Raw genomic sequence first — 22,980 nt, 5'->3', positions numbered from 1 at the left:
TATGCTTGGCACATGTGATCTTTCGGATCGGTTCCCCGACGCGCGCGTGGCAGCGCCGGTGTTGCGCGATTTCGGCGGCCGCCGCACTTTTTCCGGTCGGGTCGTTACGGTGAAATGCTTCGAAGATAATTCGCGCATCAAGGAACTGCTGGCGACGGCGGGTGAGGGGCGCGTGCTGGCGGTTGATGGTGGTGGCAGTCTGCGCTGCGCGCTCATGGGCGACATGATCGCAGCGGATGCGGTTGCCAACGGTTGGGCCGGTGTTGTGATCGATGGCTGTGTGCGTGACACGGGCGTGCTGGCAACCCTCGACATCGGCATCAAGGCGCTGGCGGCAAATCCGCGCCGCTCCACACGCAGGGGAGAGGGCAGCGCGCATATCGACATCAGGTTTGCGGAAACGCCGGTGCGCGAAGGCGACTTTGTCGTCGCGGATGACGATGGGGTTGTGTTCCTGTCGGCAGAGCAGGCCGCCGAAGCGGAACTCGCCTGAGCCTTCAATTGTAAGGTTCTGACCCGTTATTCTGACAGCGATTGCGGCGCCGGGCCTGCCTGCGCGTAAGCCGGAATAAAACGCTACAAATGAAGCGCAAATAGCAGGGTTGGCGCTGGCGGAAGCGGCAAGACATTCGATCCATGCTGGACGCTGGGGTTCCGGAAGGATGCCAGCCATGAAAGCTCTCGTTTATCAAGGTCCGGGTGCGAAGGCGGTTGAAGACCGCCCGAAGCCGAAGATCCAGGAGCCCGGCGACGCCATCGTCAAAATGACCAAGACGACGATCTGCGGCACGGATCTGCACATCCTGAAAGGCGATGTGCCGACCTGCAAGCCGGGCCGCATTCTCGGCCATGAAGGGGTGGGTGTTGTCGACAGCGTCGGCGAGGCGGTGACGCAGTTCAAGCCGGGCGACAAGGTCTTGATCTCGTGCATCTCATCGTGCGGCAAGTGCGACTACTGCCGGCGCGGGATGTATTCTCACTGCCGGACGGGTGGATGGATTCTCGGTAACGAGATCGACGGCACGCAGGCGGAATACGTCCGCACGCCCCACGCCGACACCAGTCTTTATCCGCTGCCCGATGGCGTCGACGAAGAAGCGCTGGTGATGCTGAGCGACATCCTGCCAACGGGTTTTGAGTGTGGGGTGCTGAACGGCAAGGTTGCGCCGGGCTCAACAGTGGCGATTGTCGGCGCCGGACCGATAGGGCTGGCAGCGTTGCTGACGGCGCAGTTCTACTCGCCCTCGCAAATCATCATGATCGACCTGGACGACAATCGGCTGGGGCTTGCACGTCAGTTTGGCGCCACGCACACAATCAACAGCTCCGATGGCAAGGCCGCAGAAGCTGTGATGGCATTGACGGGCAATCGTGGTGGTGTCGATACGGCCATCGAGGCTGTCGGTATCCCGGCAACGTTCGAGCTGTGCGAAAACATCGTCGCGCCGGGCGGTGTCATCGCCAACGTCGGCGTGCATGGTCACAAGGTCGATCTGCACCTTGAGCGGTTATGGTCGCAGAACATCGCCATCACGACGCGGCTGGTGGATACGGTATCGACGCCGATGCTGCTGAAGACGGTGATTTCGCGCAAGATCGATCCGAAGAAGCTCATCACCCATCGCTTCAAGCTGGATGACATTCTTGCGGCCTACGACACGTTTGGGCAGGCAGCGAAAACGCAGGCGCTCAAGGTGATTATCTCGCCGTGAGCTGCGGGTGGATGGGCTCAAGTACGTAGAGTTTGAAACGACAAACGGCGCGGCTTGATTGAAGCCGCGCCGTTTTCTGTTAAATCGCGAGCGCTGTCGCGCCCGCCGTCAGAATGTATTGCCGCGGAACTGGCTGACTTCGCAGGCCATGCCCTGTGCGGTGATATCCTTACAGATGGCCTTTGCATCAGCCACCGTGTTGAGCGGACCGGCGACAAGACCATACGTGCGCTTGGCGCCGCTGCCGCTTACGACATAACGTGCGTTGAGCGAGCGTACCGCTTCCGGTTGGCGGTCGTTGAGGATTGTCCAGCTGAGACGCAGGGAGTCGAGTGACGGGCCGGTGGCCAGCAGCACGCCAACGGGCGGCGGCGCAGCCTTAGGTGCTTCGGCCTTCTTGTCGATGCTGCCCGTCTCGATCGATTTCTGCTTCGCCGGCTCAGCGGCAGCGACCTTCGGAGCGGTGACTGCTGTTGCGCGCTCATGGGCCTCGACGGCGGTGCGCTCGATCGCTTCCATCTTTTCCATGATCGCGCGATCACGCTGGGCGCCTTCGTCGACGCTGGCTTTAATCGTTGCGACTTCCATCTGCATCTGGCCCAGGCTTTCCTTGACGGGCTCGATGTCGGCCAGCGCGCGTTCAACGTGCCGCTGGGTTTCGGCGATGGCGGCATTATCGCCACCGGCGGGCGCGCCTGCTTTCCATGCGGCCACGAGGTCAGGCTTCATGCCGATGAAAACGAGATAGCCGCCGGCCAAAACGGCCGCCAACACGTATAGCAGCACGTACGGTGTGAACGTGCGGCGCGGCGCTTCTGGGCCGAAGGACGATTGGACGGACATTCTTCTGATCCACGGGTTCGGACGCGGCACATGGTCTGAACTGACGGCGGGCGGGGCGTCTTTGAAGCGCGCTCCGATAGGCCAGCCTTTGAAAGATGAGCGGAGATTCGGGTGAGTCGGCCTTGCGCGGCAACGCAGTGGGCGTCGAATCGCGCCGGTGGCTGTGGACGGAGAACTATGGCCGCGTAAGCTATTGAAATATTAGGTGCTGAATCTAAGCGTGTGCTTGCCGGGCCACAGCGGAAACATTGGGGATCGCCACAGGCAAGACCGGTGCGCAGCGAGTTCGGGCGATTATCGGGCCGTATGCCGGTGAGGCGGTCGGACGGTGACGCAGCCCATTGTTTACAGGGCTGCCGTTTCACGGAATGCTATGGTCTTTGCCGGCACTTCCTGTTTTTGCGCTCGCCGCTGTTGTTCTGTTTTCCATTATTGATAGACCTGTGTTGCCCAATAATTCTGACGGATTCGCAAATGAGCCGCCCCCCATTGCTCGTCGTCGTTCTCGCGGCCGGTCAAGGCACGCGTATGAAGTCGGCACTGCCGAAGGTGCTGCACAAGGTTGCCGGGCGTTCGATGCTCGGTCACGTTCTGGCGCTGGCGGAAAGCGTTGAGCCGCAATCGATCGCGATGGTTATCGGCCCCGATGCCGATATGGACGCGGTGCGGTCCGAGGCGCTGAAGCTGGTGCCGTCGGCTCAGATTTTCGTGCAGCAGGAGCGTCGCGGCACGGCGGATGCCGTGCTGGCAGCGCGCCAGGCCATCGCGGCCCATCAGGGCGACGTGGTCGTGCTTTATGCCGATACGCCTCTGATCCCCCCGCAGACGCTGGCGCGGCTGCTGGCGCGTCTGGACAGCACTGCCGTTGCCGTTCTTGGTTTCGAGGCCGCCGATCCCACCGGCTATGGCCGCCTGATCCTGGAGCCGGGCGAGATCGTTGCCGCGATCCGGGAGGAGCGTGAGGCATCGGAAGCCGAGCGCGCCATCCGCATGTGCAATTCGGGTGTTATGGGCTTCCGCGTCGATGACCTCGCCGGACTGCTGGGCCGCATCGGCAACTCCAATGCGAAGGGCGAATTCTATCTCACCGATGCCATCGAGCTGGGCCGCCAGCAGGGGCTGTCGTCCGGTGTTGTCGTATGCGAGGAGGACGAGGTTCTGGGCGTCAACTCGCGCGAGCAGCTTGCCGCCGCCGAGGCGATTTTCCAGCGCCGGGCCCGCACGCAGGCGATGCGCGACGGCGCTACGCTGATTGCGCCCGAAACGGTCTGGCTGTCCTATGACACTCAGATCGGCCGCGATGTCATCATCGAGCCGAACGTCTTTTTCGGCCCCGGTGTCACGGTTGAGGACGGCGTCGAGATCAAGGCCAACTGCCATTTCGAGCAGGCCCACATCGGCAAAGCTGTGAAGATAGGGCCGTTTTCCCGCCTGCGGCCCGGCGCGGTGTTGGGCGAGGATGCGCACATCGGCAATTTCGTCGAGGTCAAGAACGTGACGCTTGGCGCCGGCGCCAAGGCCAATCATTTGTCGTATTTAGGTGATGGGACAGTGGGCGCAGGGGCCAATATCGGCGCCGGCACCATTTTCTGTAATTATGACGGCTTTTTCAAACACAAGACTGAAATCGGCGCGAAGGCATTTGTTGGTTCAAACACATCGCTGGTTGCACCGGTGAAGATTGGCGACGGGGCGTATATTGGCTCCGGCAGCGTTATCACGAAGGACGTAGCATCAGGTTCTCTGGCGCTGGAGCGCTCCGGCCAGGAGGAACGTCCCGGCTGGGCCGAAAAGTTTCGGACCATGATGTTGAGACGAAAATCGAAGGCTGGATAGCATTGGCAGGGCGGCTGCCTGCGGCTTCGGGGCGCAATTAATTACAGAAACACACTGTGATTTGAGAGAGATATTAAGCGCCGCCTAGCAATATGTTTGGGCGCTATCGGGAGGGATTCTTCAGCATGTGCGGCATCGTCGGCATCATCGGCCAGAAACCGGTTGCAACCGATCTCGTGGACGCGCTGAGACGGCTGGAATATCGCGGGTACGATTCCGCCGGTATCGCCACCGTCGAGAACGGCCACCTTGAGCGTCGGCGCGCTGAAGGCAAACTGCGCAATCTGGAGGGACGGCTGCTGCAGGAGCCGCTGAGCGGCCACACAGGCATCGGCCATACGCGCTGGGCTACCCATGGCCGCCCTACTGAGCGCAACGCCCATCCCCACATGAACGGCAAGGTGTCGGTGGTCCATAACGGCATCATCGAAAACTTCCGCGATCTGAAAAATGAGCTGGCCGCCAAGGGACACGTGTTCGAAAGCGACACTGACACCGAGGTGATTGTCCACGTTCTGGCCGACGAAATGGCTGCAGGTGCGGGGCCGGAAGAAGCTGTCGGCCGAGCGCTGAAGCGGCTCGAAGGCGCCTTCGCGCTGGCCATCATTTTTGCTGGCCATGACGATCTGATGATTGCGGCCCGGCAGGGCAGCCCGCTGGCCATCGGCCACGGCACCGGCGAAATGTATCTTGGCTCCGATGCCATTGCGCTGGCGCCATTCACCGATGCGATCACCTATCTGGAAGAGGGCGACTGGGCGGTGCTGCGTCGCACCGGGGTCGAGATCTTCAACCGCGATGACAAGGCGGTCGAACGTCCGTTGATCAAGTCGGTGGCGTCGTCGCTGCTGGTCGACAAGGGCAATCACCGCCACTTCATGGCGAAGGAAATTCACGAGCAGCCGGAAGTCATCAGCCACACGCTGGCGAATTACATCGACATGGGCGAGGCAACCGTTGCGGTGCCAGACTTCGGCGTCGATGCAGGCACGCTTTCGCGGGCAACCATTTCCGCCTGCGGCACGGCCTATTATGCCGGTTTGGTCGGCAAATATTGGATCGAGCGCTATGCGCGCCTGCCGGTGGAAATCGATGTCGCCTCGGAGATGCGCTATCGCGAGCCGCCGATGACCGCTGGCGGCCTGGCGCTGTTCGTTTCGCAGTCGGGCGAAACCGCAGACACGCTTGCGGTGTTGCGCCATGCACGCGCGGAAGGCCAGCGCGTCGCCTCGGTGGTGAACGTGCGCACCTCGACGATCGCGCGCAGATCCGATGTCGCGATGCCGACCCTTGCCGGTCCGGAGATCGGTGTTGCTTCGACGAAGGCATTCACCTGCCAGCTTTCAGTGCTCGCATGTCTCGCCATCGGCCTTGGCCGTGCACGCGGTGTTATCGATCGCGAGCAGGAACGCGCGCTGGTGCAGTCGCTTGTTGAGGTACCGCGCCACATCTCCAACATCCTGCGCAACGAAAGCCAGTATGAGGCGATCGCCAGCATGCTGTCGAAGGCGGGTGACGTGCTCTATCTGGGCCGCGGCACCAGCTATCCGCTGGCGCTCGAAGGCGCGCTGAAGCTGAAGGAAATCTCCTACATCCACGCCGAAGGTTATGCGGCGGGCGAGCTGAAGCACGGCCCCATCGCGCTGATCGATGAGAACGTGCCCGTCATCGTCGTGGCGCCGAAGGATGCGCTGTTCGAGAAAACCGTGTCCAACATGCAGGAGGTTGCGTCGCGGGGCGGCCAGATCATCCTGATCTCGGATGCCGATCCCGAGGAGGTCGGCTGCAAGGTGGCGGCGCATATCGCGATGCCCAAGGCGACCGAATTCACCAGTCCGCTGCTCTATGCCGTGCCGGTGCAACTCTTGGCCTATTTCACCGCCGTGGCTATGGGCACGGACGTCGATCAGCCCCGCAACCTGGCAAAATCCGTTACTGTCGAATAGTTTGCCGTTGCCTGGATGCTACCGACTCTGAATTGATGCTGGACTTGGTGGTCGGAAAAATGGTTCCGATTCCAGCCCCGGATTTGCCTCGATAATATGCTTGGCTTAGGGTCAAGTCGGGTCGGATGCCGGGACAGGGAGTTATGCTGACAATGCAGGACATTATGCGCATCCGCGCGCGTATGTTCACCGGAACGGCATGCATGCTGGCTGCGGCGGCATTTGCAGCGTCTTTCGCTGTGGTTACGCCTGCGGTTGCCCAGGAAGACGGCCCCGGACCATCGGCTTCCGAGCAGGCGCAGCAGGTGTTTGCAGCCGGCAAGAAGGCATATGCGACCGGCAAGTTTGACGATGCGATGCGCGCCTTCGAGGCTGCGATTCGCGGCGGCCTGCCCAGCAGCCAGATGCCAAGCCTGCTCTATTATCGGGGGCTCACCTTCCGCAAACAGGGCAAGCCCGGCTTCGCCATCTCGGATCTGACTAGCGCGCTCTGGATCAAGAACGGCCTTTCCGACGCGGAGCGCGCCGACGCAATCAAAACGCGGGAGCTGGCCTATAACGAGGCGGGCGTCGCCAATGTGCCGCCTGTTCCGCAATCGCCATACGCCGCTCCGCCGACGCTTGGCTCTTCACCGGCTGCACAGGTCGCCTCGGCTGCCTCCGGTGCGGCTTCGGGTGCAGGGGCCGCTGGCATGTCCAGCGCGCCAGCCGCGCCGACACCGTCATCGTCCAGTTCCAGCGGCGGGATCACGGGCTTCTTCTCAAATCTTTTTGGCGGTGGATCGTCGGGCAGCGCGCCGGCGCCCGCGCCTGCACCGGCGACATCGGGCTGGAGCACAGGAACTGAGGTGGTCGCGCAGCAGCCGTCTAGTCCGGCTGAAGTTGCCACGCCGTTCGTTACTCAGGTCGCAACCGTCAATAGCGCAGCGCCCACCGGTCAACCGGCCGCGCGCGGTGCTGAGAAATATCGTCTTCAGGTCGCATCGGTGCGCACCCGTTCAGAGGCTGATGCGCTTGCCGGGCTGCTATCCGGCCGGCACGGTGCAAGCCTGGGTGGCCGCAAGCCGGTGGTGGATGAAGCCGTCATCGGCAGCATGGGCACGTTCTATCGCGTTCAGGTCGGCCCTTATTCCGATACGGGAGAACCGGAGCGTCTTTGCTCAGCGCTGCAGGCCGATGGCTTCGATTGTATGCTGCTGATCCAGTAGCGTCCGCGTTGACGTTGGTTGTGCCTAGGTCGTCATCCTATGGTTCAGCCGAGATGGTATGCCGGGCTGGCATAGTAAATCCGGGAGTTCCGCTGTGTGGAACTCTGCCTGCTGATCGGCGCGATGAACGGGGTGAGGTTTCCAAGCGGAAGACCATGAGCGAACCAGCCGGTCCCCCAAACGGTTCTCCTGATGCGACGGCAGGTCTGCGCGCCGGTCTTCGTAAGCTGGTGCGCGAGAAGCCCAAAAGCGGCGGCTGGCAAATCGGCACGCGGCTGCGCAACTACTTCCTGACCGGCCTTGTCATCGTCGGCCCGGTGACCATCACGCTTTATATCGCGTGGTGGTTCATCAACGTCACCGACGCCTGGATCAAGCCGTTCGTGCCCGCGCCTTATCTGCCGGACACCTATCTGCCGTTTCCCATTCCCGGCTTCGGCCTGATCGTTGGCTTCTTGATGTTGACGCTGATCGGCGCACTGGCCGCCAACCTGTTGGGTCGGACGCTCATTTCGTTCGGCGAGCAGATGGTCAGCCGCATGCCAATCGTGCGCAACGTCTATAGCGCGCTGAAGCAGATCTTTGAATCGGTGGTCAGTGCCACCGGACCCAATCAGGCGTTTCAGAAAGTCGGCCTGATCGAGTTCCCGTCCAAGGGACTGTGGTCGATCGTGTTCGTGACCGGTGAAACGACGGGCGAGGTGGGCGCTGTGATGCCCGGCGGTGAGGAAGACCTGCTCACCGTTTTCATGCCTACCGGTATCGTTCCGCCGACCGGATTTGTCTGCTTCCTGCCCCGGCGCAATGTGCTGTTCCTCGATATGAACATTGAGGACGCGGCCAAGGTCATTATCTCCGCCGGTATGGTGACGCCGGAATCGCAGGCGAAACTGCGCGAGATGGCTGAGCAGGCACGGCGCAAGCAGAAGGGCTGAGCGCTTCGCCATCGATGCTGGCGTATGACCTCAGCGTCCGGGCAGCGCTTCCACACCCAGCACGGCCATCGCGATCGGCAGCGTGATGAGCGCGGCCAGCGTTGAAATCAGAATGACCGCCGAAGTGATCGCGGCCGGGCGGCGATACAGTTCCGCCAGCATGAATGGGCCGGTGCCGGTGGGAAGCGCGGCCAGCAGCGTTGCCATGATGGCAAGCTGGGTTGGCACACCTAACAGCATGGCGATGAAGAACGTCAGCGCCGGATGCAGGATCAGCTTCACCGCGCTGAGCGCTACGGCAGCGCCGGTCTCAGCGCGCGTGACAGGGCGCGGGCCGGCCAGAAACAATCCGATGACAACGAGCGCGGCAGGGCTGGCAGCGCCACCCAGCAGCTTCAGAAATGTTTCCGCAGGCTGCGGCACTGCCAGGCCGGTGGCGTTGTAAAGCGCTCCGGCGACCGGCGCGATCAACAGCGGATTGCGGACCAGCGCACCACCCACCTTCAGCGCCAGCCGCAATGGATGGGGCTCGCGCTGACTGCCGATCTCGATCAGCACGATGGAGGAGGCAAACAGCACGCAGACGGTGATGATTGAGGCAATGGTGACCGGCACCAGGCTGTCGGGCCCGTAGACCATGAGAAACAGCGGAAAGCCCATGTAAGCGGTGTTGGAATAGGAGCCGAGCAGGCCGTCAATACCGCCATCGGCTAAAGGCCGCCGCAGCAGCAGACTGATGCCGACGCTGGCATAAAAGACGATGCCGCAGGAAAGCCCGAAGGCAAGCACGAACCCCGGCTGATACAGCTGCTGCCAGCTTGCGTGCGCCATCACGTCAAACAGCAGCGCGGGCAGGGCCAGATAGACGACGAACTTGTTGATCTCGGAAACCGCCGCAGCGCCGATGGACCCGCCGCGCCGCGCGATGAACCCGCACAGGATGAGCGCGAAAATGGGGGCGACGATGGCGAGCAGGGATAGCAAGGCGATGTCCGGTTGGGGATGTCGGTTCAGGACGACTCTAAAACGAGCTGGGGTGAGAACCAATGCGTCGTCCTGCGCAGCGCCAATAGCGACATTGCGGACGCCGATGATTGCTCCGATTGCAGCAGATTCACCCGACTTGGGTTAGGCCATAGAAGGCTAGAACCGATTTAGCAAAAGAGAAACGACGATAACCGGTTATCTTGCAACGTGCCTGGCGGTTTTGCCGATCGACGCCATGTCGTCGCTGGACCCGCGTCGCGAGCGGTCCTAAATCATCACAAATGTGATACGTCCCCGACGACACCCTTGAAGCAAGCGCGAGCAGAACCCCGTGCCATCCACCCTCAAGATTGCCCTCGCCCAGGCCAACGCCACCGTCGGCGATATCGATGGCAACATCGACGCCATGCGCAGGATGCGGGAACGCGCCGCTGGGATGGGCGCCGATGTCGTGGTGTTTCCCGAACTGTTCGTCACCGGATATCCGCCGGAAGATCTGGTTTTGAAGCCCGCTTTCGTCGCGGCAGCCAAGCACAGCGTCGAGCAGTTCGCTGCCAGCATGGGCGATGGCCCTGCAGTTCTCACGGGCACGGTTTGGCCGCATGAAGGCAAGGTCTACAACGCCGTTGTGCTGATCGATAACGGCGCTGTCGAAGCGGTGCGTTTCAAGGTCGATCTGCCGAACTACGGTGTGTTCGATGAAAAGCGGGTGTTTGCCGCTGGCCCGATGCCGGGACCGGTCAACGTGCGCGGTGTGCGCATCGGTGTGCCGATCTGCGAGGACATCTGGGGGCCGGACGTTGTGGAATGTCTGGCGGAAACCGGCGCGGAAATTCTCATCTCGCCGAACGGTTCACCGTTCGACTGGAAAAAGCCCGATGTGCGCATGAACATTGTTGTCAGCCGTGTCGTCGAGAGCGGTTTGCCGATTGCGTATGTCAATCTTGTCGGCGGGCAGGACGAGCTTGTATTCGATGGCGGATCGTTCGTTCTCAACGCCGACAAATCGCTCGGCGTGCAGCTGCCTGAGTGGGAAGAGGCACTGGTGCTGACAACGTGGCACCGCGAAGATGATGGCTGGCGCTGCGCAGCGGGTGAGTGTGCGGCACTGGAAACCGATGCCGGCGCCGCATACCGCGCGTGCGTGCTTGGCTTGCGCGACTACGTCGACAAGAGCGGCTTTCCCGGTGTGCTGCTCGGCCTTTCCGGCGGCATAGACAGCGCCCTCGTGGCGGCAATGGCCGTTGATGCGCTGGGGCCTGCGCGTGTGCGCGCCGTGATGCTGCCCTACCGTTACACCTCGCAGGAAAGTCTGCGCGATGCCGAAGCGTGCGCGAAGGCGCTGGGCATCGATTACACGGTGCTGCCGATTGAGGATGGCGTTGCAGGTGTTACTGCAAGCCTTGCACCGCTGCTTGCGGGCACCAACGCCGATGTCACCGAAGAGAACCTGCAATCGCGGGTGCGCGGCACGATGCTGATGGCGCTGTCGAACAAGTTCGGCAGCATGGTCGTCACCACCGGCAACAAGTCGGAGATGGCGGTCGGCTACGCGACGCTCTACGGCGACATGAACGGCGGCTTCAATCCGATCAAGGATCTTTATAAAACTGAGGTCTATCGCCTGTCGCGCTGGCGCAATGAAAACCTGCCGAAAGGCGCATTGGGGCCGGCGGGTGAGGTGATCCCCGAAGCGATCATCATCAAGGTGCCGAGTGCGGAATTGCGGCCGAATCAGACCGATCAGGATTCGCTGCCGCCCTATGATGCGCTGGACGATATTCTCATTTGCCTGGTCGAAAACGAGATGCCACTGGCTGACATTATTGCACGTGGCCATGCGCCCCAAATCGTGCAGCGCATCGAGCGGCTGGTGTATCTGGCGGAATACAAGCGGCGGCAGTCAGCACCGGGCGTGAAAATTTCATCGCGCAACTTCGGTCGTGATCGCCGCTACCCGATCATCAATCGCTTCCGCGAAGGCGCTTAAGGTCATCGCATTGCACGTTTCATTATGTTGGCCCTGTAACACTTCTGCACAGGCCTACACTTCTGCACAGGAAGCTGCTCGGTTTGTCAATTTGGTGACGGGAAAACCAAGGCTGACCGGGGCGCCCGACCATTGAGATCAGCTCTCAATATCAGCTCAGAAAACCAGCCCGGTATTGCGGCGTGGTGGATGGAGGCGGTTGTGAGCTGGAATTTGAAGCCCGTGCGTAATGCTGCGGTAGGGGGTATCGCGGTTGTGGCGCTTGGCGCCGGGGCGGCGGCTCGAGCAGACAATACCGATCAGCTTGAAGCGCAGCTTCGCATTATGCAGGATCAGATCCGGCATCTTCAGCAGCAGATCGAAGAGAACCGGGCTGAGACTCGAGCGCGGGCGCAGGCAGACGCCGAAAAGCAGGCCGCGAAGAAAAAAGATGACCTTGACCTGAAGGTGAAGTGGAAGGGCGCGCCCGAGCTGTCCAGCAAGGACGGAAAATATAAGATGAAGGTGCGCGGGCGCCTCAACGTCGATTACAACGCCATCAATCAGGATCAGGCTATTACCAATTCGCCTGATGTCAGCGCCGCCGAACTGCGCCGTGCCCGCCTTGGCGTTGAAGGTGTCATCGCCGAAGACACCAAGTACAAGTTCGAAGTCGATTTCGCGAGCGATACGACGGCGGTGAAGGACGCTTATTTCGAATACACCGGCTGGGGGCCGGACTTCCGTCTGCGCGTCGGCAACTTCAAGACCTTCAACTCGCTTGAGCACATCATGAGCGCGAACTTCATCGAGTTCATGGAGCGCGCCGCGTTCGTCGAGGCGTTTGGCCTCGACCGCCACGTCGGCATCGGCGCAATCTATGCACGCGAGAACTTTACGCTTTCCGCCGGTTTGTTCGGTCCGACAGTGTCCAATCAGGTTGATTGGCATCAGGATGTTAAACTGGGATCAGCGCGTGTTACGGTCGCTCCCATCAATGAGGAAGGGCACGTGCTGCATCTGGCGGCGAGCTGGCGCCAGCGCCACGGTGCGCAGGAATTGCGTACGAATATCGCGCCGCTCAATGACCAGTTCTTCACCTATCGCGCCCGCGGCGCCAATCTGCACCTTGCCAACCGCTTCATTGCCACGCCGGTGATTTTCGACCGCGATACGTTCTGGGGTCTTGAGGCGGCGTATGTGTGGGGGCCGTGGTCGATCCAGGGCGAATACGCGCAGTTGCATGGCGATGTAGCGCCGCTGTTCGCGGGGCAGGATCCCACCTATACCGGCGGATATGTCGAAGTGAGCTGGTTCCTGACCAGCGAGACGCGACCCTACAAGGAAGGCGAGTTTGTCCGCCAGCAGGTGCTCAATCCGGTGAACGAGGGCGGGCACGGCGCCTGGCAGCTCGTAGCACGATATGACACGCTGAACCTGAAGGACAACGCCACGACGATTGCGGCGTGCGTGACTTGCGGCATCCAGAATACGTGGCAGGCAGGTGTCAACTGGTGGTTGAACGACTACACGCGTGTGATGTTGAACTACGGTGAATCATCGATCGGTGGCGGGTTCCTCGCTGGCGCCAATCGCAACGACGATGCCAAGATCAAGGGCTTCGGTTCACGCCTGCAAATCGACTGGTAAACCGCTTCACGACTTCCGAACTTCGCGAAGCCCCTGGGTGACAGCAATGATAGCTTCGGGGCTTTTTGTGTGCGGTCAGTTGTGCCTTCAGCGCGCTAGGCCCGCAGACCGCCGCGAGCCCTTTGCTGGCATGCAGCCGGGGCCGAGCTCTGGGCCGCCTTAAACCACCTGTTGAATTTCCATCACAGCCAAGCCGGCATCGGCGTTCGCCGCCGCGTTCCATTATAGCGAACGCATTGAAATAGAACCAAAAAACCTATCATCATCGGATTTTTCATAAGCTCTGCATTTCTTGTTGGTTCGGTTTGATCCAGCCGCTGACTAATTCTCAGCTTCCCGACTTGGGGTCAGGCAAGCAGAGGATAGAGCGATGAAGTTGACGATCACGCGCCGGCAGGTGATTGCGCTGGCAGTTGCAGCGGGGCTGGCGAGCGGTGCCGTTGTGGCCAATGCGGCGGAGAAGTCGCTGCTCAATGTTTCCTATGATCCGACGCGCGAACTTTATCAGCAGTTCAATGCGGAGTTCGTCAAGCACTGGAAGGAAAAGACCGGCGAGACGGTCAAGATCAACCAGTCACATGGCGGCGCTGGAAAGCAGGCCCGCGCGGTGATCGACGGCCTTGAGGCTGACGTCGTTACGCTTGCTCTTGCCTATGACATCGATGCGATTGCTGAGAAGACCGGGAAGTTCCCGCAGGACTGGCAGACGCGCTTGCCGAACAACTCCTCACCCTACACCTCGACCATCGTGTTCCTCGTGCGCAAGGGCAATCCCAAGGACATCAAGAATTGGGATGATCTGGCGAAGCCGGGTATCGGCGTCATCACACCAAATCCGAAAACGTCGGGCGGTGCGCGCTGGAATTATCTCGCAGCGTGGGCCTTCGCTTTGCAGCAGCCCGGCGGCAATGAAGAGAAGGCCAAGGAGTTCGTCTCCGCTGTGTTCAAGAATGTGCCGGTGCTCGACTCTGGCGCCCGTGGTTCAACCACGACGTTCGTGGAACGCAATATCGGCGACGTGCTTCTGGCGTGGGAAAACGAGGCATTTCTCGCCATCAACGAGCTTGGTCCTGACAAGTTCGAGATCGTAGTTCCCTCCCTTTCCATTCTCGCCGAGCCACCTGTGACGCTGGTCGATGAGAATGCGAAGAAGCACGGCACGACTGAGCTGGCGCAGGAGTATCTGAACTTCCTGTACTCCCCGGTGGGGCAGAAGCTGGCGGCCAAGAACTATTACCGCCCGTCAAAGCCGGAGCTGGCCGACCCTGAGGACATCAAGCGTTTTCCGGAAGTGAATCTCATCACCATCGATGACGTGTTCGGCGGCTGGCAGAAGGCGCAGAAGGATCACTTCAACGACGGTGGTCTGTTCGACCAGATCTACGGTCGGAGCTGACGAGATCACTCCATCTGCGGAGCGGTGTGAATGCACCGCTCCGCAGGTCCGTGAAGATCACACGCACGCTAGCTATTCGTCAGCATACGCAGATATCAGCAGACGCAAATAGTGGAGCAGGACCATGACCACGTATCTCATCGTTCCAGGTCTTCACGGCAGTGGCACTGACCATTGGCAAACGTGGCTTGAAGCGCGCCTGCCGAATGTTGAGCGCGTGCATCAGGCGGATTGGGGAACGCCAAATCTGGAATTGTGGTCGGCACGGGTGCGCGCTGCCATCGATCGCGCGGATGGTCCGGTTGTTCTGGTGGCGCATAGCTTCGGTTGCCTCGCTTCGGTCGAGGCTGCGGCGCAAAGGCCGGACCGCGTAGGCGCATTGATGCTTGTCGCACCGGCAGATCCCGAACGGTTTGATGTCGGCGTGTTCCTTCAGGATGGGCGGCTGCGCGCACCATCGGTCGTTGTTGCCAGCACCAATGATCCCTGGATGTCATTTGATGGCGCGGCCCATTGGGCTTCGGCATGGGGCGCCGAACTGATCAATCTTGGCCCGGCTGGACACATAAATGCTGCCGCCGGTTTTGGCGCGTGGCCGCGTGGGCTCAAAATTCTGGCGGACCTGCGCAATCGCGTTTCGCCATCGGCACCCAGATCTATTCGTCGCGACGCTGTGGCCTGCGCAATAGGGCAGTGAACGGAGCATCGCCGGTAGCAAGGTGGGACTGTCTGGGGAAAGGGGGGAGCAGGTCAGTTAGGGGAGTGAGTTGATATTCGGCGGCGTGTGTTTCGCGCCGCCTTACGGTTTTTAGTTGCGTAGCGTAGCTTAGGAGTAAGCGTAATGTATGGGGGAGTATCAGGCGGGGGTAGCTTGCGGGCTATCCTGGTCTCGGTGGGTTTATTAGCGGCGGCAGTCCCGGCATGGTCAGCCGATCTCGGGGGGGATTGCTGCTCGGATCTTGAAGAACGCGTGGCCGAGCTGGAAGCGACGACGGCACGCAAGGGCAACCGCAAGGTTTCGCTCGAAGTCTCCGGACACATCAACGAGGGCGTGTTGTTCTGGGACGACGGTTGGGAGAGCAACGCTTATGTTGTCACCAACGACAACTCGCGCTCCCGTTTCCGCTTCCGCGGTAAGGCCAAGATCAACAGCGATTGGGAGGCGGGTTATCGCCTTGAGATCGGTGTGCGTTCGAGCAACTCGAAGCGCTTCACCCAGAGCGGCACGGTGGCCGCAGCCTTTGATTTGCGCGACTCCCATTGGTACGTGAAGAGCAAGACCTACGGCACTGTCGCGGTTGGTCTGCAGAGCACGGCAACCGATGGCATCACGGAAATCAATCAGGCGCAGACGCGTGATTTCGCCAAGTATTCCGATATCGAAGATACCGGACTGGGTCTCAATCTGCGTCGTAGAGATGGTGCGTTGGCTACATCAACCGCGGGTGGTGCCAGCGCGTATTCCTATTATACGTTGCTGGGCGGCTATGGCGATCAGCCGGGCGATGGTGAAAAGCGCTTCAATGGTGTGAGGTATACGACGCCGGAAATTTCCGGCTTCACCGCTTCAGCCTTCTGGGGCCAGGACGACTACTGGGATATCTCGCTGGCATATTCGGGCGAGCATGCGGGCTTCAAGATTGAAGCCGGGCTCGGCTACGGCGAAATCACCGATGGCACCCAGACACAGACTGCATGCGCTTCAATCGGCGGTGTTGTTGTCGGCAGCAACTCTGATGCGAAGTGCAGTCAGTTCGGCGGCTCGGTCAGTGTTCTGCACACGGACACCGGTCTTTATGCCAACTTCGCTGCCGGCATTAAGAAAGACGATCTGATCAACCAGACAAATCTGTTCGCGTTGCGCAATGCAAATGACGAGCAAACGTTCTGGGCGGCTGAGGTCGGCATCGAAAGAAAGTGGAACTCGCTGGGTAAGACGACCGTCTACGGTCAATATTACCACTACGAGGGTGGCGCCAGCAGCCGACGTATCGCCGGTGCTTTCGCAGGCACCGCAAATGCTGCGGCAGTGGTGGAGACTGGGGTTGAATCCTACGGCTTCGGTCTGGCGCAAGGCATCGATGCAGCGGCCCTGACGCTTTATCTTTCGTACCGCCATGTCGAAGGTGAACTCGGCGTGGTCAACACCGATGGCGCTGGCAGGGCAGTGGCCGGTGCCGCATCGGGCGTGCCGCTGGAAGACCTGAACCTAGTGTTTGCCGGTGGCATCATCAAGTTCTGAAGCACCAGCAACATCAGAACACGAAAGAGAGCCCCTCGGGGCTCTCTTTTTGTATGCGCGTGCCGGTTACTCTATCGGCAGCAGGTTGTCGTGTAGTGTTCGCTATATGCGCAAATGTGAAAAAGAAATCGGAAATTGATTGTTCGTTGCAGGGGCTCGGCTGGCTAGTTGTGGAGATGGGAGCGGGGGCAACGAATTGGAAACCTCCTCGTCGGGGCTGCTTTTGTAGAGCGGCTTGCCGCGATGGAGCGGTATTTTCAACGGCGCAACCTGTTCCGCTTAGGCAACGTAGACTGAGGGTGAAATGCCTGGCGTCCGATCTCCTAGAGTACTGCCCGGCTTCGGCCTATCGGTTGGTTTTACGGTTTTCTACCTGTCGCTGATCGTTCTGGTGCCACTTAGCGCGGTGTTCATCAAAAGCGCTGAATTGAGCCCCTCCGAGTTCTGGTCGGTGGTGACAGCGCCGCGTGTGCTGGCTTCGTATCGGCTGAGTTTCGGCGCGTCCCTGTTGGCCGCTGCAATCAATGTCGTGTTCGGCTTGCTGCTGGCGTGGACGCTGGTGCGCTACAGTTTTCCAGGCAAGCGGATCGTCGATGCGCTGATTGATCTGCCGTTTGCGCTACCGACGGCCGTTGCTGGTATCGCGCTAACCGCGATTTACGCTGGTAACGGCATGGTTGGTAAATACCTTGAGCCACTGGGCATCAAGGTCGCCTACACCCCACTGGGTGTGGTTGTGGCGCTGATCTTCATCGGCGTGCCGTTCGTGGTGCGTACGGTTCAGCCGGTGCTTGAAGACCTCGACGTCGAGTTTGAAGAGGCCGCGGCATCACTGGGTGCAACACGTTGGCAGACTGTACGCCGCGTTGTTCTACCCATGTTGGCGCCGGCGCTTCTGACAGGCTTCGCCATGGCATTCGCGCGCGCCGTCGGCGAGTACGGATCGGTGATCTTCATTGCCGGTAACATGCCGATGGTTTCGGAAATCACGCCGCTCATCATCATCACCAAGCTTGAGCAGTACGACTATGTCGGGGCCACAGCTGTGGCAGCGGTCATGCTGATCGTGTCGTTCGCACTGCTGCTGATCATCAATGGTTTGCAGGCATGGACAGCCCGCAATAATCGGAGTGGACGTTGATGGCCGGGGTTGCTTCACACGCTTTCGGTTCCAGCGCGCACGCCGCGCGGTTCGAAAGAAATCCGGCTGCTCGCGAGCCTGCGGCCGTCAAGTGGCTCATCATAACAGTCTCGATGCTGTTCTTCGCGGCGTTCCTGCTGTTGCCGTTATACGCCGTGTTTTCGGAGGCGCTGCGTAAGGGTTGGCAGGCGTATTGGGAAGCACTGGTCGAACCGGACGCGGTGGCATCCATGCGTTTGACGCTGCTTGCGGCCGCAATCGCGGTGCCCCTCAATCTGGTGTTCGGCATCGCTGCGGCGTGGGCAATCGCGAAGCACGATTTTCGCGGCAAGCACGTGCTCATCACGCTGATCGACTTGCCGTTCTCGGTGTCGCCGGTCATCGCGGGTCTCGTTTATATTCTCGTGTTTGGCGCGCAGGGCTGGTTCGGACCGTGGCTGTCGGAGCACGATATCAAGATCGTGTTCGCAGTGCCCGGCATCATCCTAGCGACCATCTTCGTCACGGTTCCGTTCGTTGCGCGCGAACTCATACCGCTGATGCAGGCGCAGGGCCGGGAAGAGGAAGAGGCGGCGTTGGTGCTTGGCGCAACCGGATGGCAGACGTTCTTCCGCGTGACATTGCCGAACATCAAGTGGGGCCTGCTGTATGGCGTCATCCTGTGTAATGCGCGTGCGATGGGCGAGTTCGGTGCGGTGTCGGTTGTTTCGGGTCACATCCGCGGACAGACGAATACCATGCCGCTACAGGTAGAAATTCTCTACAATGAATATAACTTTGCTGCGGCTTTCGCGGTGGCGTCTCTGCTGGCTTTGCTGGCGCTGGTGACGCTGGTCATCAAGACCGTGATTGAGTGGCGACTTGGACGCGAACCACATCCGATTGGGGCACCATGAGCATCAGAGTTGAAAATATCCAGCGATCCTTCGGTGCATTCAAGGCGCTTGACGGTGTAACGCTCGATTTTCCCACCGGCGAACTCGTCGCTTTGCTGGGCCCGTCCGGCTGCGGAAAAACGACGCTGCTGCGCATCATTGCCGGCCTCGACTTTGCCGACAGCGGCCGCATTCTGCTCGACGGCGAGGACGCTTCGTCAACGCATGTGCGCGAACGTAAGGTCGGGTTCGTGTTTCAGCACTACGCGCTGTTCCGGCACATGACCGTGTTCGAGAATGTCGCCTTCGGTCTGCGCGTGAAGCGCAAAGACCGGCCGGCAGATAAAGTCATCCGTGCCAAGGTGACGGAGCTTTTGAAGCTTGTGCAACTCGACTGGCTGGCGGACCGCTATCCTTCGCAGCTTTCGGGCGGCCAGCGCCAGCGTATCGCCTTGGCGCGCGCACTTGCGGTTGGTCCGAGCGTGCTGTTGCTCGACGAGCCGTTCGGCGCGCTCGATGCCAAGGTTCGTAAAGAGCTGCGGCGCTGGCTGCGCCGCTTGCATGACGAATTGCACATCACGTCAATCTTTGTGACGCATGATCAGGAAGAAGCACTGGAGCTCGCCGACAGGGTTGTGGTGATGAACCGAGGCAAGGTCGAACAGGTTGGGGCTGCCGAGGACGTTTATTCGAACCCGGCGACGCCGTTTGTCTATGAGTTCCTGGGCGCGGTGAACGAGTTCCGTGGCAATGTCGTGGGTGAAGGGCTGCAAGTCGGCACCGACGTCATTCCCCAGGTTGGGCGCGGCTTTGGCAACGGGCAGCAGGTCGTCGGTTTTGCGCGTCCGCACGAGCTGGATATTGTGGTCGATCATGCAAACACGAACATCGGTGTGCCCGCACGTGTGAGCCGTATTTTGAGCTTCGGACCTGTGGCGCGGATCGAGTTGTCCCGATTGAACGGTGGTGGACAGACGACTGAGCAACAGTATGAGGTTCAATTGCCGGCACAGCGCTTGGCGGAACTTCAGTTGACAACCGGGCAAGCCGTGCGCCTCTTGAGCAGCCGCTTGCGTCTATTCGATCAAGGATCAGTGAAGTGAACTTTCAGCAGCTACGCATCATTCGCGAAGCAGTACGACGCAACTTCAATCTTACCGAAGTGGCCAACGCGCTTTACACGTCGCAATCCGGTGTAAGTCGCCACATCAAGGATCTCGAAGACGAACTGGGCGTTGAGCTGTTTGTCCGGCGCGGCAAGCGGCTGATCGGGCTGACGGGGCCGGGGCAGGAGCTGGTTCCGATTGTGGAACGACTGCTGCTCGACACCAAGAACATCAAGCGGCTTGCGGACCAGTTTTCGAAAACGGACAGCGGCGATTTGACGATCGCCACAACGCATACGCAAGCGCGTTATGCCTTGCCGCCGGTTGTGGTGCAGTTCAAAAAAGCGTTTCCGAACGTGCGCCTGATCCTGCATCAGGCCAGCCCGAAGGAAATCCTGTCCATGCTGATGGACGGCAGCGCTGACATCGGCGTTGCAACGGAGGCGCTTGAGGACAAACCTGAGATTGCAGCATTCCCGTACTATTCGTGGGAGCATGCGGTGATCGTTCCGCCGGGGCATCCGCTGACGCAGGCCAACCCATTGACGCTGGCAGCGATCGCAGAGTGGCCGATCATCACCTACGATGCTGGCTTCACTGGCCGTTCGCACATCGACGCTGCGTTCGATGCCGCAGGCCTTGAGCCCGACATCGTGATGACCGCGCTCGACGCTGACGTGATCAAGACCTACGTCGAGCTGGAACTTGGCGTCGGTATCATTGCGTCGATGGCCCACGACAAGGGCAGGGATTCTGTCTCGCTGTTGTCGGCCGATGGGCTGTTCGCGCGTAACACGTCGCGCATTGCCGTGCGTCGCGGCCGTTACCTGCGCGGCTTCGCCTACAAGTTCATCGAGCTGTGCTCGCCTGAACTGACCGAGCCGGTGGTGCGCGCCAAGCTCAACCCCAAAGATGCCGCCGAGCTTGCATATTGATAATGGTTTCGTCCGGGACCCGGCCGTTGCCGGGTTTCGGGCGGCTCAGCCACGCTTGTGTGCGAGGCGCCAACACGCGCGTGCACGCAGGACGCCTGCAACCCAAGCGATCGGCCAAGCGACCGGTAAGAAACGCATCGGATGTGCGGCAGGTTCAACCGAGGCGCATGGCCCCCGATAGAATCCTCGCTCGATAGCCCTACAGCGCGCGCAGATAAATCGTGTTTACGGAATGCCGGTCCATCGTGACAATTCGGCAACCGGTACGCTAATTGCGCGCATATACAGCGCTTGTCGACCAGTTAGCCAGTCGGTGCGACAGCCTCCGGCGATCGGATGTGCTACTCGAGCACCTACGACTAACTTGACAAAAATAGTCATATATTGTGTTGAACAGTTGTGCTGGATTGCCAGCACGTTCGACGGTGCACGTTGAGTTCAAAGTGATGCGCGTTATGGCGTCATGGGGGAAGCAACGATCCTCACCGGTTTTTCCCATGATGAGGGAAGGGCGCGATGCAAGAGGACGATATTCGGTGGGGCGTTTTTATCAACCACCGGGGGCCGCTCGTTGATTACGCAGCACCGATTGTTGGTTCGCGCGATATCGCCGAGGACGTGGTGCAGGATGCGTTTCTGCGTATTTCTTCGGCGGGTGTGCGTGCGTGCAACAGAGAACAGGTCCTGGCATACCTCTATCGCATCGTGCGCAATCTCTCGTTTGATCTGATCCGGCGGCGACAGATCGAGCAGAAGCATGTTCAGGCGGATGCGCCGTACTGGGTGCAACCGCAAACCGCTGCAAATCCGGAAGAAGCGGCGGTGCTTGCCGACGAAATGAGGATTGTGGCTGAAATTCTGGCGGATCTTCCGTTGGAGGTCCGCATTGCGGTCGAGATGCACCGGTTCGGGCAGTTCACGCTGGAAGATATTGCGCGGCATCTGGGGATTTCGGTGCCGAACGCCCATCGGTATGTGAAAATGGCGATGTTGAAGATCGCCACCCGGCTCGAAAACACACGGAGCTGATGCCTGGCAGCCGTCAGGCAGTGAATAAAATTCCATGCAGATCGTCTCTATCAGGCACATTGATGCGCTGCCGATCCGATTCGGCGCCATGCTTGCAACGAAACGACGAGACCGATCTTGAGCGAGGACGACAAACAGGATCCATTGCTGGAGGATGCGATCGATTGGTTGCTGCGTTTGCAGGACAAACCAAACGACGCAGCGTTGCGGCGCGCTTTCGCACAATGGTTGGCCCAATCTCCCGCGCATGCCGATGCCTGGCAGCAGGCCAGCCGGGGCTGGGATGCGCTAGGCAGTGCGCCGCCCGCTTATGATCATCTCTGGCGAGGCGCCCAGGCCGCAAAAAACCTCCCCGTCCGGGTCGAGGCAACATCGGCGCGACACGCGCGGCGTTGGCGCGGGCGCATGGCGCTCGGTATCGCCGCTGCCGCCTGCGCCGCAGTGCTGGCCGTGTTCGTGCTGCCGGTGGTGTCGCTGCATATGCGGGCCGACTACATGACCGCAACCGGCGAGACCCGTACGATACAGCTGGAGGACGGCAGCACAGTTACGCTTGCGGCGGGCAGTGCGATGGCGACCCGTTTTTCCAGCGGCGAACGGTTGGTGGACCTGCTGGCCGGTGAAGCCTTCTTTGATGTCGATCCCGATGCGGCGCGGCCGTTTGTTGTCAACACGGGCGATGTGAAAGTCCGTGTTGTGGGCACGGCATTCAATCTGCGGCTTTCGTCGCGGACGGCAACCGTTGAGCTTGAGCGCGGTGCAGTTGAGGTGCAACTCGACCAGAACGGACGGCGCGCTGACGAGCTGCTTAAGCCCGGCAACATGATGGTTGTCGATCTCAGCACCGGAGCAACGGTGAGGCGCGAGATTGCACCGGAAGACATCGGCGCGTGGCGAGATGGAAAGCTGTTCGTGCAGGATGCAACGATCGGTGAGGTGATCGAGCTGCTGCAACGCTATCAATCCGCATGGATCGCTGTGCCCGACCCAACACTGGCCGATCAACCGGTCACAGGTCTTTACGATCTATCGGATCCCGATCGAGCTCTGCGGGCGCTGCTGCAGCCCTATGGCGGACAGGTGCGACAGTTGTCGCCTTACCTGAAATTTGCAACGCGCTTCTGAGCAGCGCGGCCGTGCGTGACATGCGCGCGTAAAAAAATCGTTCCG

At 60.5% G+C, this 22,980-nt stretch carries 19 protein-coding genes and 1 pseudogene; 18 read left to right on the top strand and 2 right to left on the bottom strand.

Annotated features, from left to right (window positions below; genetic code table 11):
• Nucleotide 1 precedes the first annotated feature (1 nt).
• Together rraA and QEZ49_RS05540 are read left to right on the top strand one after the other, a co-directional pair.
• Nucleotides 2–493: a ribonuclease E activity regulator RraA gene (gene rraA / locus QEZ49_RS05545; RefSeq protein ID WP_280384924.1), complete on the top strand. Its 492-nt coding sequence runs from the start codon at nt 2–4 to the stop codon at nt 491–493.
• A gap of 178 nt (nt 494–671) precedes the next feature.
• Nucleotides 672–1,712 (top strand): zinc-dependent alcohol dehydrogenase family protein, encoded by a 1,041-nt coding sequence (locus QEZ49_RS05540; protein ID WP_280384922.1) that lies wholly within the window; start codon nt 672–674, stop codon nt 1,710–1,712.
• 108 nt (nt 1,713–1,820) lie between these two features.
• On the opposite strand, the gene QEZ49_RS05535 is transcribed toward QEZ49_RS05540, so the two are convergent.
• A complete protein-coding gene (locus QEZ49_RS05535) occupies nt 1,821–2,555 on the bottom strand; it encodes a hypothetical protein (protein ID WP_280384920.1) in 735 nt (244 codons plus the stop codon).
• A gap of 474 nt (nt 2,556–3,029) precedes the next feature.
• Between QEZ49_RS05535 and glmU the strand changes: the two genes are divergently transcribed.
• From glmU to QEZ49_RS05515, 4 genes are all read left to right on the top strand, one after another.
• Entirely contained in the window at nt 3,030–4,391 is a 1,362-nt protein-coding gene (gene glmU / locus QEZ49_RS05530) for a bifunctional UDP-N-acetylglucosamine diphosphorylase/glucosamine-1-phosphate N-acetyltransferase GlmU (protein WP_280384918.1), read from the top strand.
• A 125-nt stretch (nt 4,392–4,516) separates the two neighbouring features.
• Nucleotides 4,517–6,337: a glutamine--fructose-6-phosphate transaminase (isomerizing) gene (glmS, locus tag QEZ49_RS05525; RefSeq protein WP_280384916.1), complete on the top strand. Its 1,821-nt coding sequence runs from the start codon at nt 4,517–4,519 to the stop codon at nt 6,335–6,337.
• Nucleotides 6,338–6,489: 152 nt separating this feature from the next.
• Complete coding sequence (locus tag QEZ49_RS05520; protein ID WP_280384914.1) at nt 6,490–7,545, top strand: SPOR domain-containing protein; 1,056 nt, start codon at nt 6,490–6,492, stop codon at nt 7,543–7,545.
• A 155-nt stretch (nt 7,546–7,700) separates the two neighbouring features.
• Nucleotides 7,701–8,480 (top strand): DUF502 domain-containing protein, encoded by a 780-nt coding sequence (locus tag QEZ49_RS05515; protein ID WP_280384912.1) that lies wholly within the window; start codon nt 7,701–7,703, stop codon nt 8,478–8,480.
• Nucleotides 8,481–8,510: 30 nt separating this feature from the next.
• On the opposite strand, the gene QEZ49_RS05510 is transcribed toward QEZ49_RS05515, so the two are convergent.
• Entirely contained in the window at nt 8,511–9,464 is a 954-nt protein-coding gene (locus QEZ49_RS05510; RefSeq protein ID WP_280384910.1) for an AEC family transporter, read from the bottom strand.
• A 334-nt stretch (nt 9,465–9,798) separates the two neighbouring features.
• On the opposite strand from QEZ49_RS05510, the gene QEZ49_RS05505 reads away from it, so the two are divergent.
• The 12 genes and pseudogenes from QEZ49_RS05505 to QEZ49_RS05450 all read left to right on the top strand — a co-directional run bounded on the left by QEZ49_RS05505 (nt 9,799) and on the right by QEZ49_RS05450 (nt 22,935).
• Nucleotides 9,799–11,457: an NAD+ synthase gene (locus tag QEZ49_RS05505; RefSeq protein WP_280384908.1), complete on the top strand. Its 1,659-nt coding sequence runs from the start codon at nt 9,799–9,801 to the stop codon at nt 11,455–11,457.
• A gap of 201 nt (nt 11,458–11,658) precedes the next feature.
• Nucleotides 11,659–13,086, top strand: a complete 1,428-nt coding sequence (locus tag QEZ49_RS05500; protein ID WP_280384906.1) for a porin — start codon at nt 11,659–11,661, stop codon at nt 13,084–13,086.
• A 370-nt stretch (nt 13,087–13,456) separates the two neighbouring features.
• Nucleotides 13,457–14,482, top strand: a complete 1,026-nt coding sequence (locus QEZ49_RS05495; RefSeq protein ID WP_280384904.1) for a sulfate ABC transporter substrate-binding protein — start codon at nt 13,457–13,459, stop codon at nt 14,480–14,482.
• 124 nt (nt 14,483–14,606) lie between these two features.
• Complete coding sequence (locus QEZ49_RS05490) at nt 14,607–15,179, top strand: alpha/beta hydrolase (RefSeq protein ID WP_280384902.1); 573 nt, start codon at nt 14,607–14,609, stop codon at nt 15,177–15,179.
• A 273-nt stretch (nt 15,180–15,452) separates the two neighbouring features.
• A complete protein-coding gene (locus QEZ49_RS05485; RefSeq protein ID WP_280384900.1) occupies nt 15,453–16,724 on the top strand; it encodes a hypothetical protein in 1,272 nt (423 codons plus the stop codon).
• A 304-nt stretch (nt 16,725–17,028) separates the two neighbouring features.
• The gene (gene cysT / locus QEZ49_RS05480) at nt 17,029–17,865 is read left to right on the top strand and encodes a sulfate ABC transporter permease subunit CysT (protein WP_280384898.1); all 837 of its coding nucleotides are present in this window, start codon (nt 17,029–17,031) and stop codon (nt 17,863–17,865) included.
• Nucleotides 17,865–18,761 (top strand): sulfate ABC transporter permease subunit CysW, encoded by an 897-nt coding sequence (gene cysW / locus QEZ49_RS05475; protein ID WP_280384896.1) that lies wholly within the window; start codon nt 17,865–17,867, stop codon nt 18,759–18,761. The genes cysT and cysW overlap by 1 nt, the downstream gene beginning before the upstream one ends.
• Nucleotides 18,758–19,843, top strand: coding sequence for a sulfate ABC transporter ATP-binding protein (locus QEZ49_RS05470; RefSeq protein ID WP_280384894.1), 1,086 nt, complete (start codon nt 18,758–18,760; stop codon nt 19,841–19,843). The genes cysW and QEZ49_RS05470 overlap by 4 nt, the downstream gene beginning before the upstream one ends.
• Entirely contained in the window at nt 19,840–20,781 is a 942-nt protein-coding gene (locus QEZ49_RS05465; protein WP_280384892.1) for a CysB family HTH-type transcriptional regulator, read from the top strand. Before QEZ49_RS05470 ends, QEZ49_RS05465 begins: the two co-directional genes overlap by 4 nt.
• A 516-nt stretch (nt 20,782–21,297) precedes the next feature.
• Entirely contained in the window at nt 21,298–21,810 is a 513-nt protein-coding gene (locus QEZ49_RS05460; RefSeq protein ID WP_280384890.1) for a sigma-70 family RNA polymerase sigma factor, read from the top strand.
• A 117-nt stretch (nt 21,811–21,927) separates the two neighbouring features.
• A pseudogene (locus tag QEZ49_RS05455) lies at nt 21,928–22,074 on the top strand (DUF4880 domain-containing protein); the annotation flags it as partial.
• Between the two features lie 141 nt (nt 22,075–22,215).
• On the top strand, nt 22,216–22,935 hold the full coding sequence (locus QEZ49_RS05450) for a FecR domain-containing protein (RefSeq protein ID WP_280385100.1): 720 nt from the start codon (nt 22,216–22,218) through the stop codon (nt 22,933–22,935).
• The last annotated feature ends 45 nt before the right edge of the window (nt 22,936–22,980 follow it).

The organism is Hyphomicrobium sp. D-2 (assembly GCF_029872155.1).
Lineage (GTDB): Bacteria > Pseudomonadota > Alphaproteobacteria > Rhizobiales > Hyphomicrobiaceae > Hyphomicrobium_A.
Note: the sequence above shows the minus strand (reverse complement) of the source record. Positions and strands in the feature narration are given on the sequence as shown.

Excerpts from the sequence above, each read along its gene's own strand:
- rraA (WP_280384924.1), top strand. The coding sequence starts at position 2 with ATGCTTGGCACATGTGATCTTTCGGATCGGTTCCCCGACGCGCGCGTG.
- QEZ49_RS05540 (WP_280384922.1), top strand. The coding sequence starts at position 672 with ATGAAAGCTCTCGTTTATCAAGGTCCGGGTGCGAAGGCGGTTGAAGAC.
- QEZ49_RS05535 (WP_280384920.1), bottom strand. The coding sequence starts at position 2,555 with ATGTCCGTCCAATCGTCCTTCGGCCCAGAAGCGCCGCGCCGCACGTTC.
- glmU (WP_280384918.1), top strand. The coding sequence starts at position 3,030 with ATGAGCCGCCCCCCATTGCTCGTCGTCGTTCTCGCGGCCGGTCAAGGC.
- glmS (WP_280384916.1), top strand. The coding sequence starts at position 4,517 with ATGTGCGGCATCGTCGGCATCATCGGCCAGAAACCGGTTGCAACCGAT.
- QEZ49_RS05520 (WP_280384914.1), top strand. The coding sequence starts at position 6,490 with ATGCAGGACATTATGCGCATCCGCGCGCGTATGTTCACCGGAACGGCA.
- QEZ49_RS05515 (WP_280384912.1), top strand. The coding sequence starts at position 7,701 with ATGAGCGAACCAGCCGGTCCCCCAAACGGTTCTCCTGATGCGACGGCA.
- QEZ49_RS05495 (WP_280384904.1), top strand. The coding sequence starts at position 13,457 with ATGAAGTTGACGATCACGCGCCGGCAGGTGATTGCGCTGGCAGTTGCA.
- QEZ49_RS05490 (WP_280384902.1), top strand. The coding sequence starts at position 14,607 with ATGACCACGTATCTCATCGTTCCAGGTCTTCACGGCAGTGGCACTGAC.
- cysT (WP_280384898.1), top strand. The coding sequence starts at position 17,029 with ATGCCTGGCGTCCGATCTCCTAGAGTACTGCCCGGCTTCGGCCTATCG.
- cysW (WP_280384896.1), top strand. The coding sequence starts at position 17,865 with ATGGCCGGGGTTGCTTCACACGCTTTCGGTTCCAGCGCGCACGCCGCG.
- QEZ49_RS05470 (WP_280384894.1), top strand. The coding sequence starts at position 18,758 with ATGAGCATCAGAGTTGAAAATATCCAGCGATCCTTCGGTGCATTCAAG.
- QEZ49_RS05460 (WP_280384890.1), top strand. The coding sequence starts at position 21,298 with ATGCAAGAGGACGATATTCGGTGGGGCGTTTTTATCAACCACCGGGGG.
- QEZ49_RS05450 (WP_280385100.1), top strand. The coding sequence starts at position 22,216 with ATGGCGCTCGGTATCGCCGCTGCCGCCTGCGCCGCAGTGCTGGCCGTG.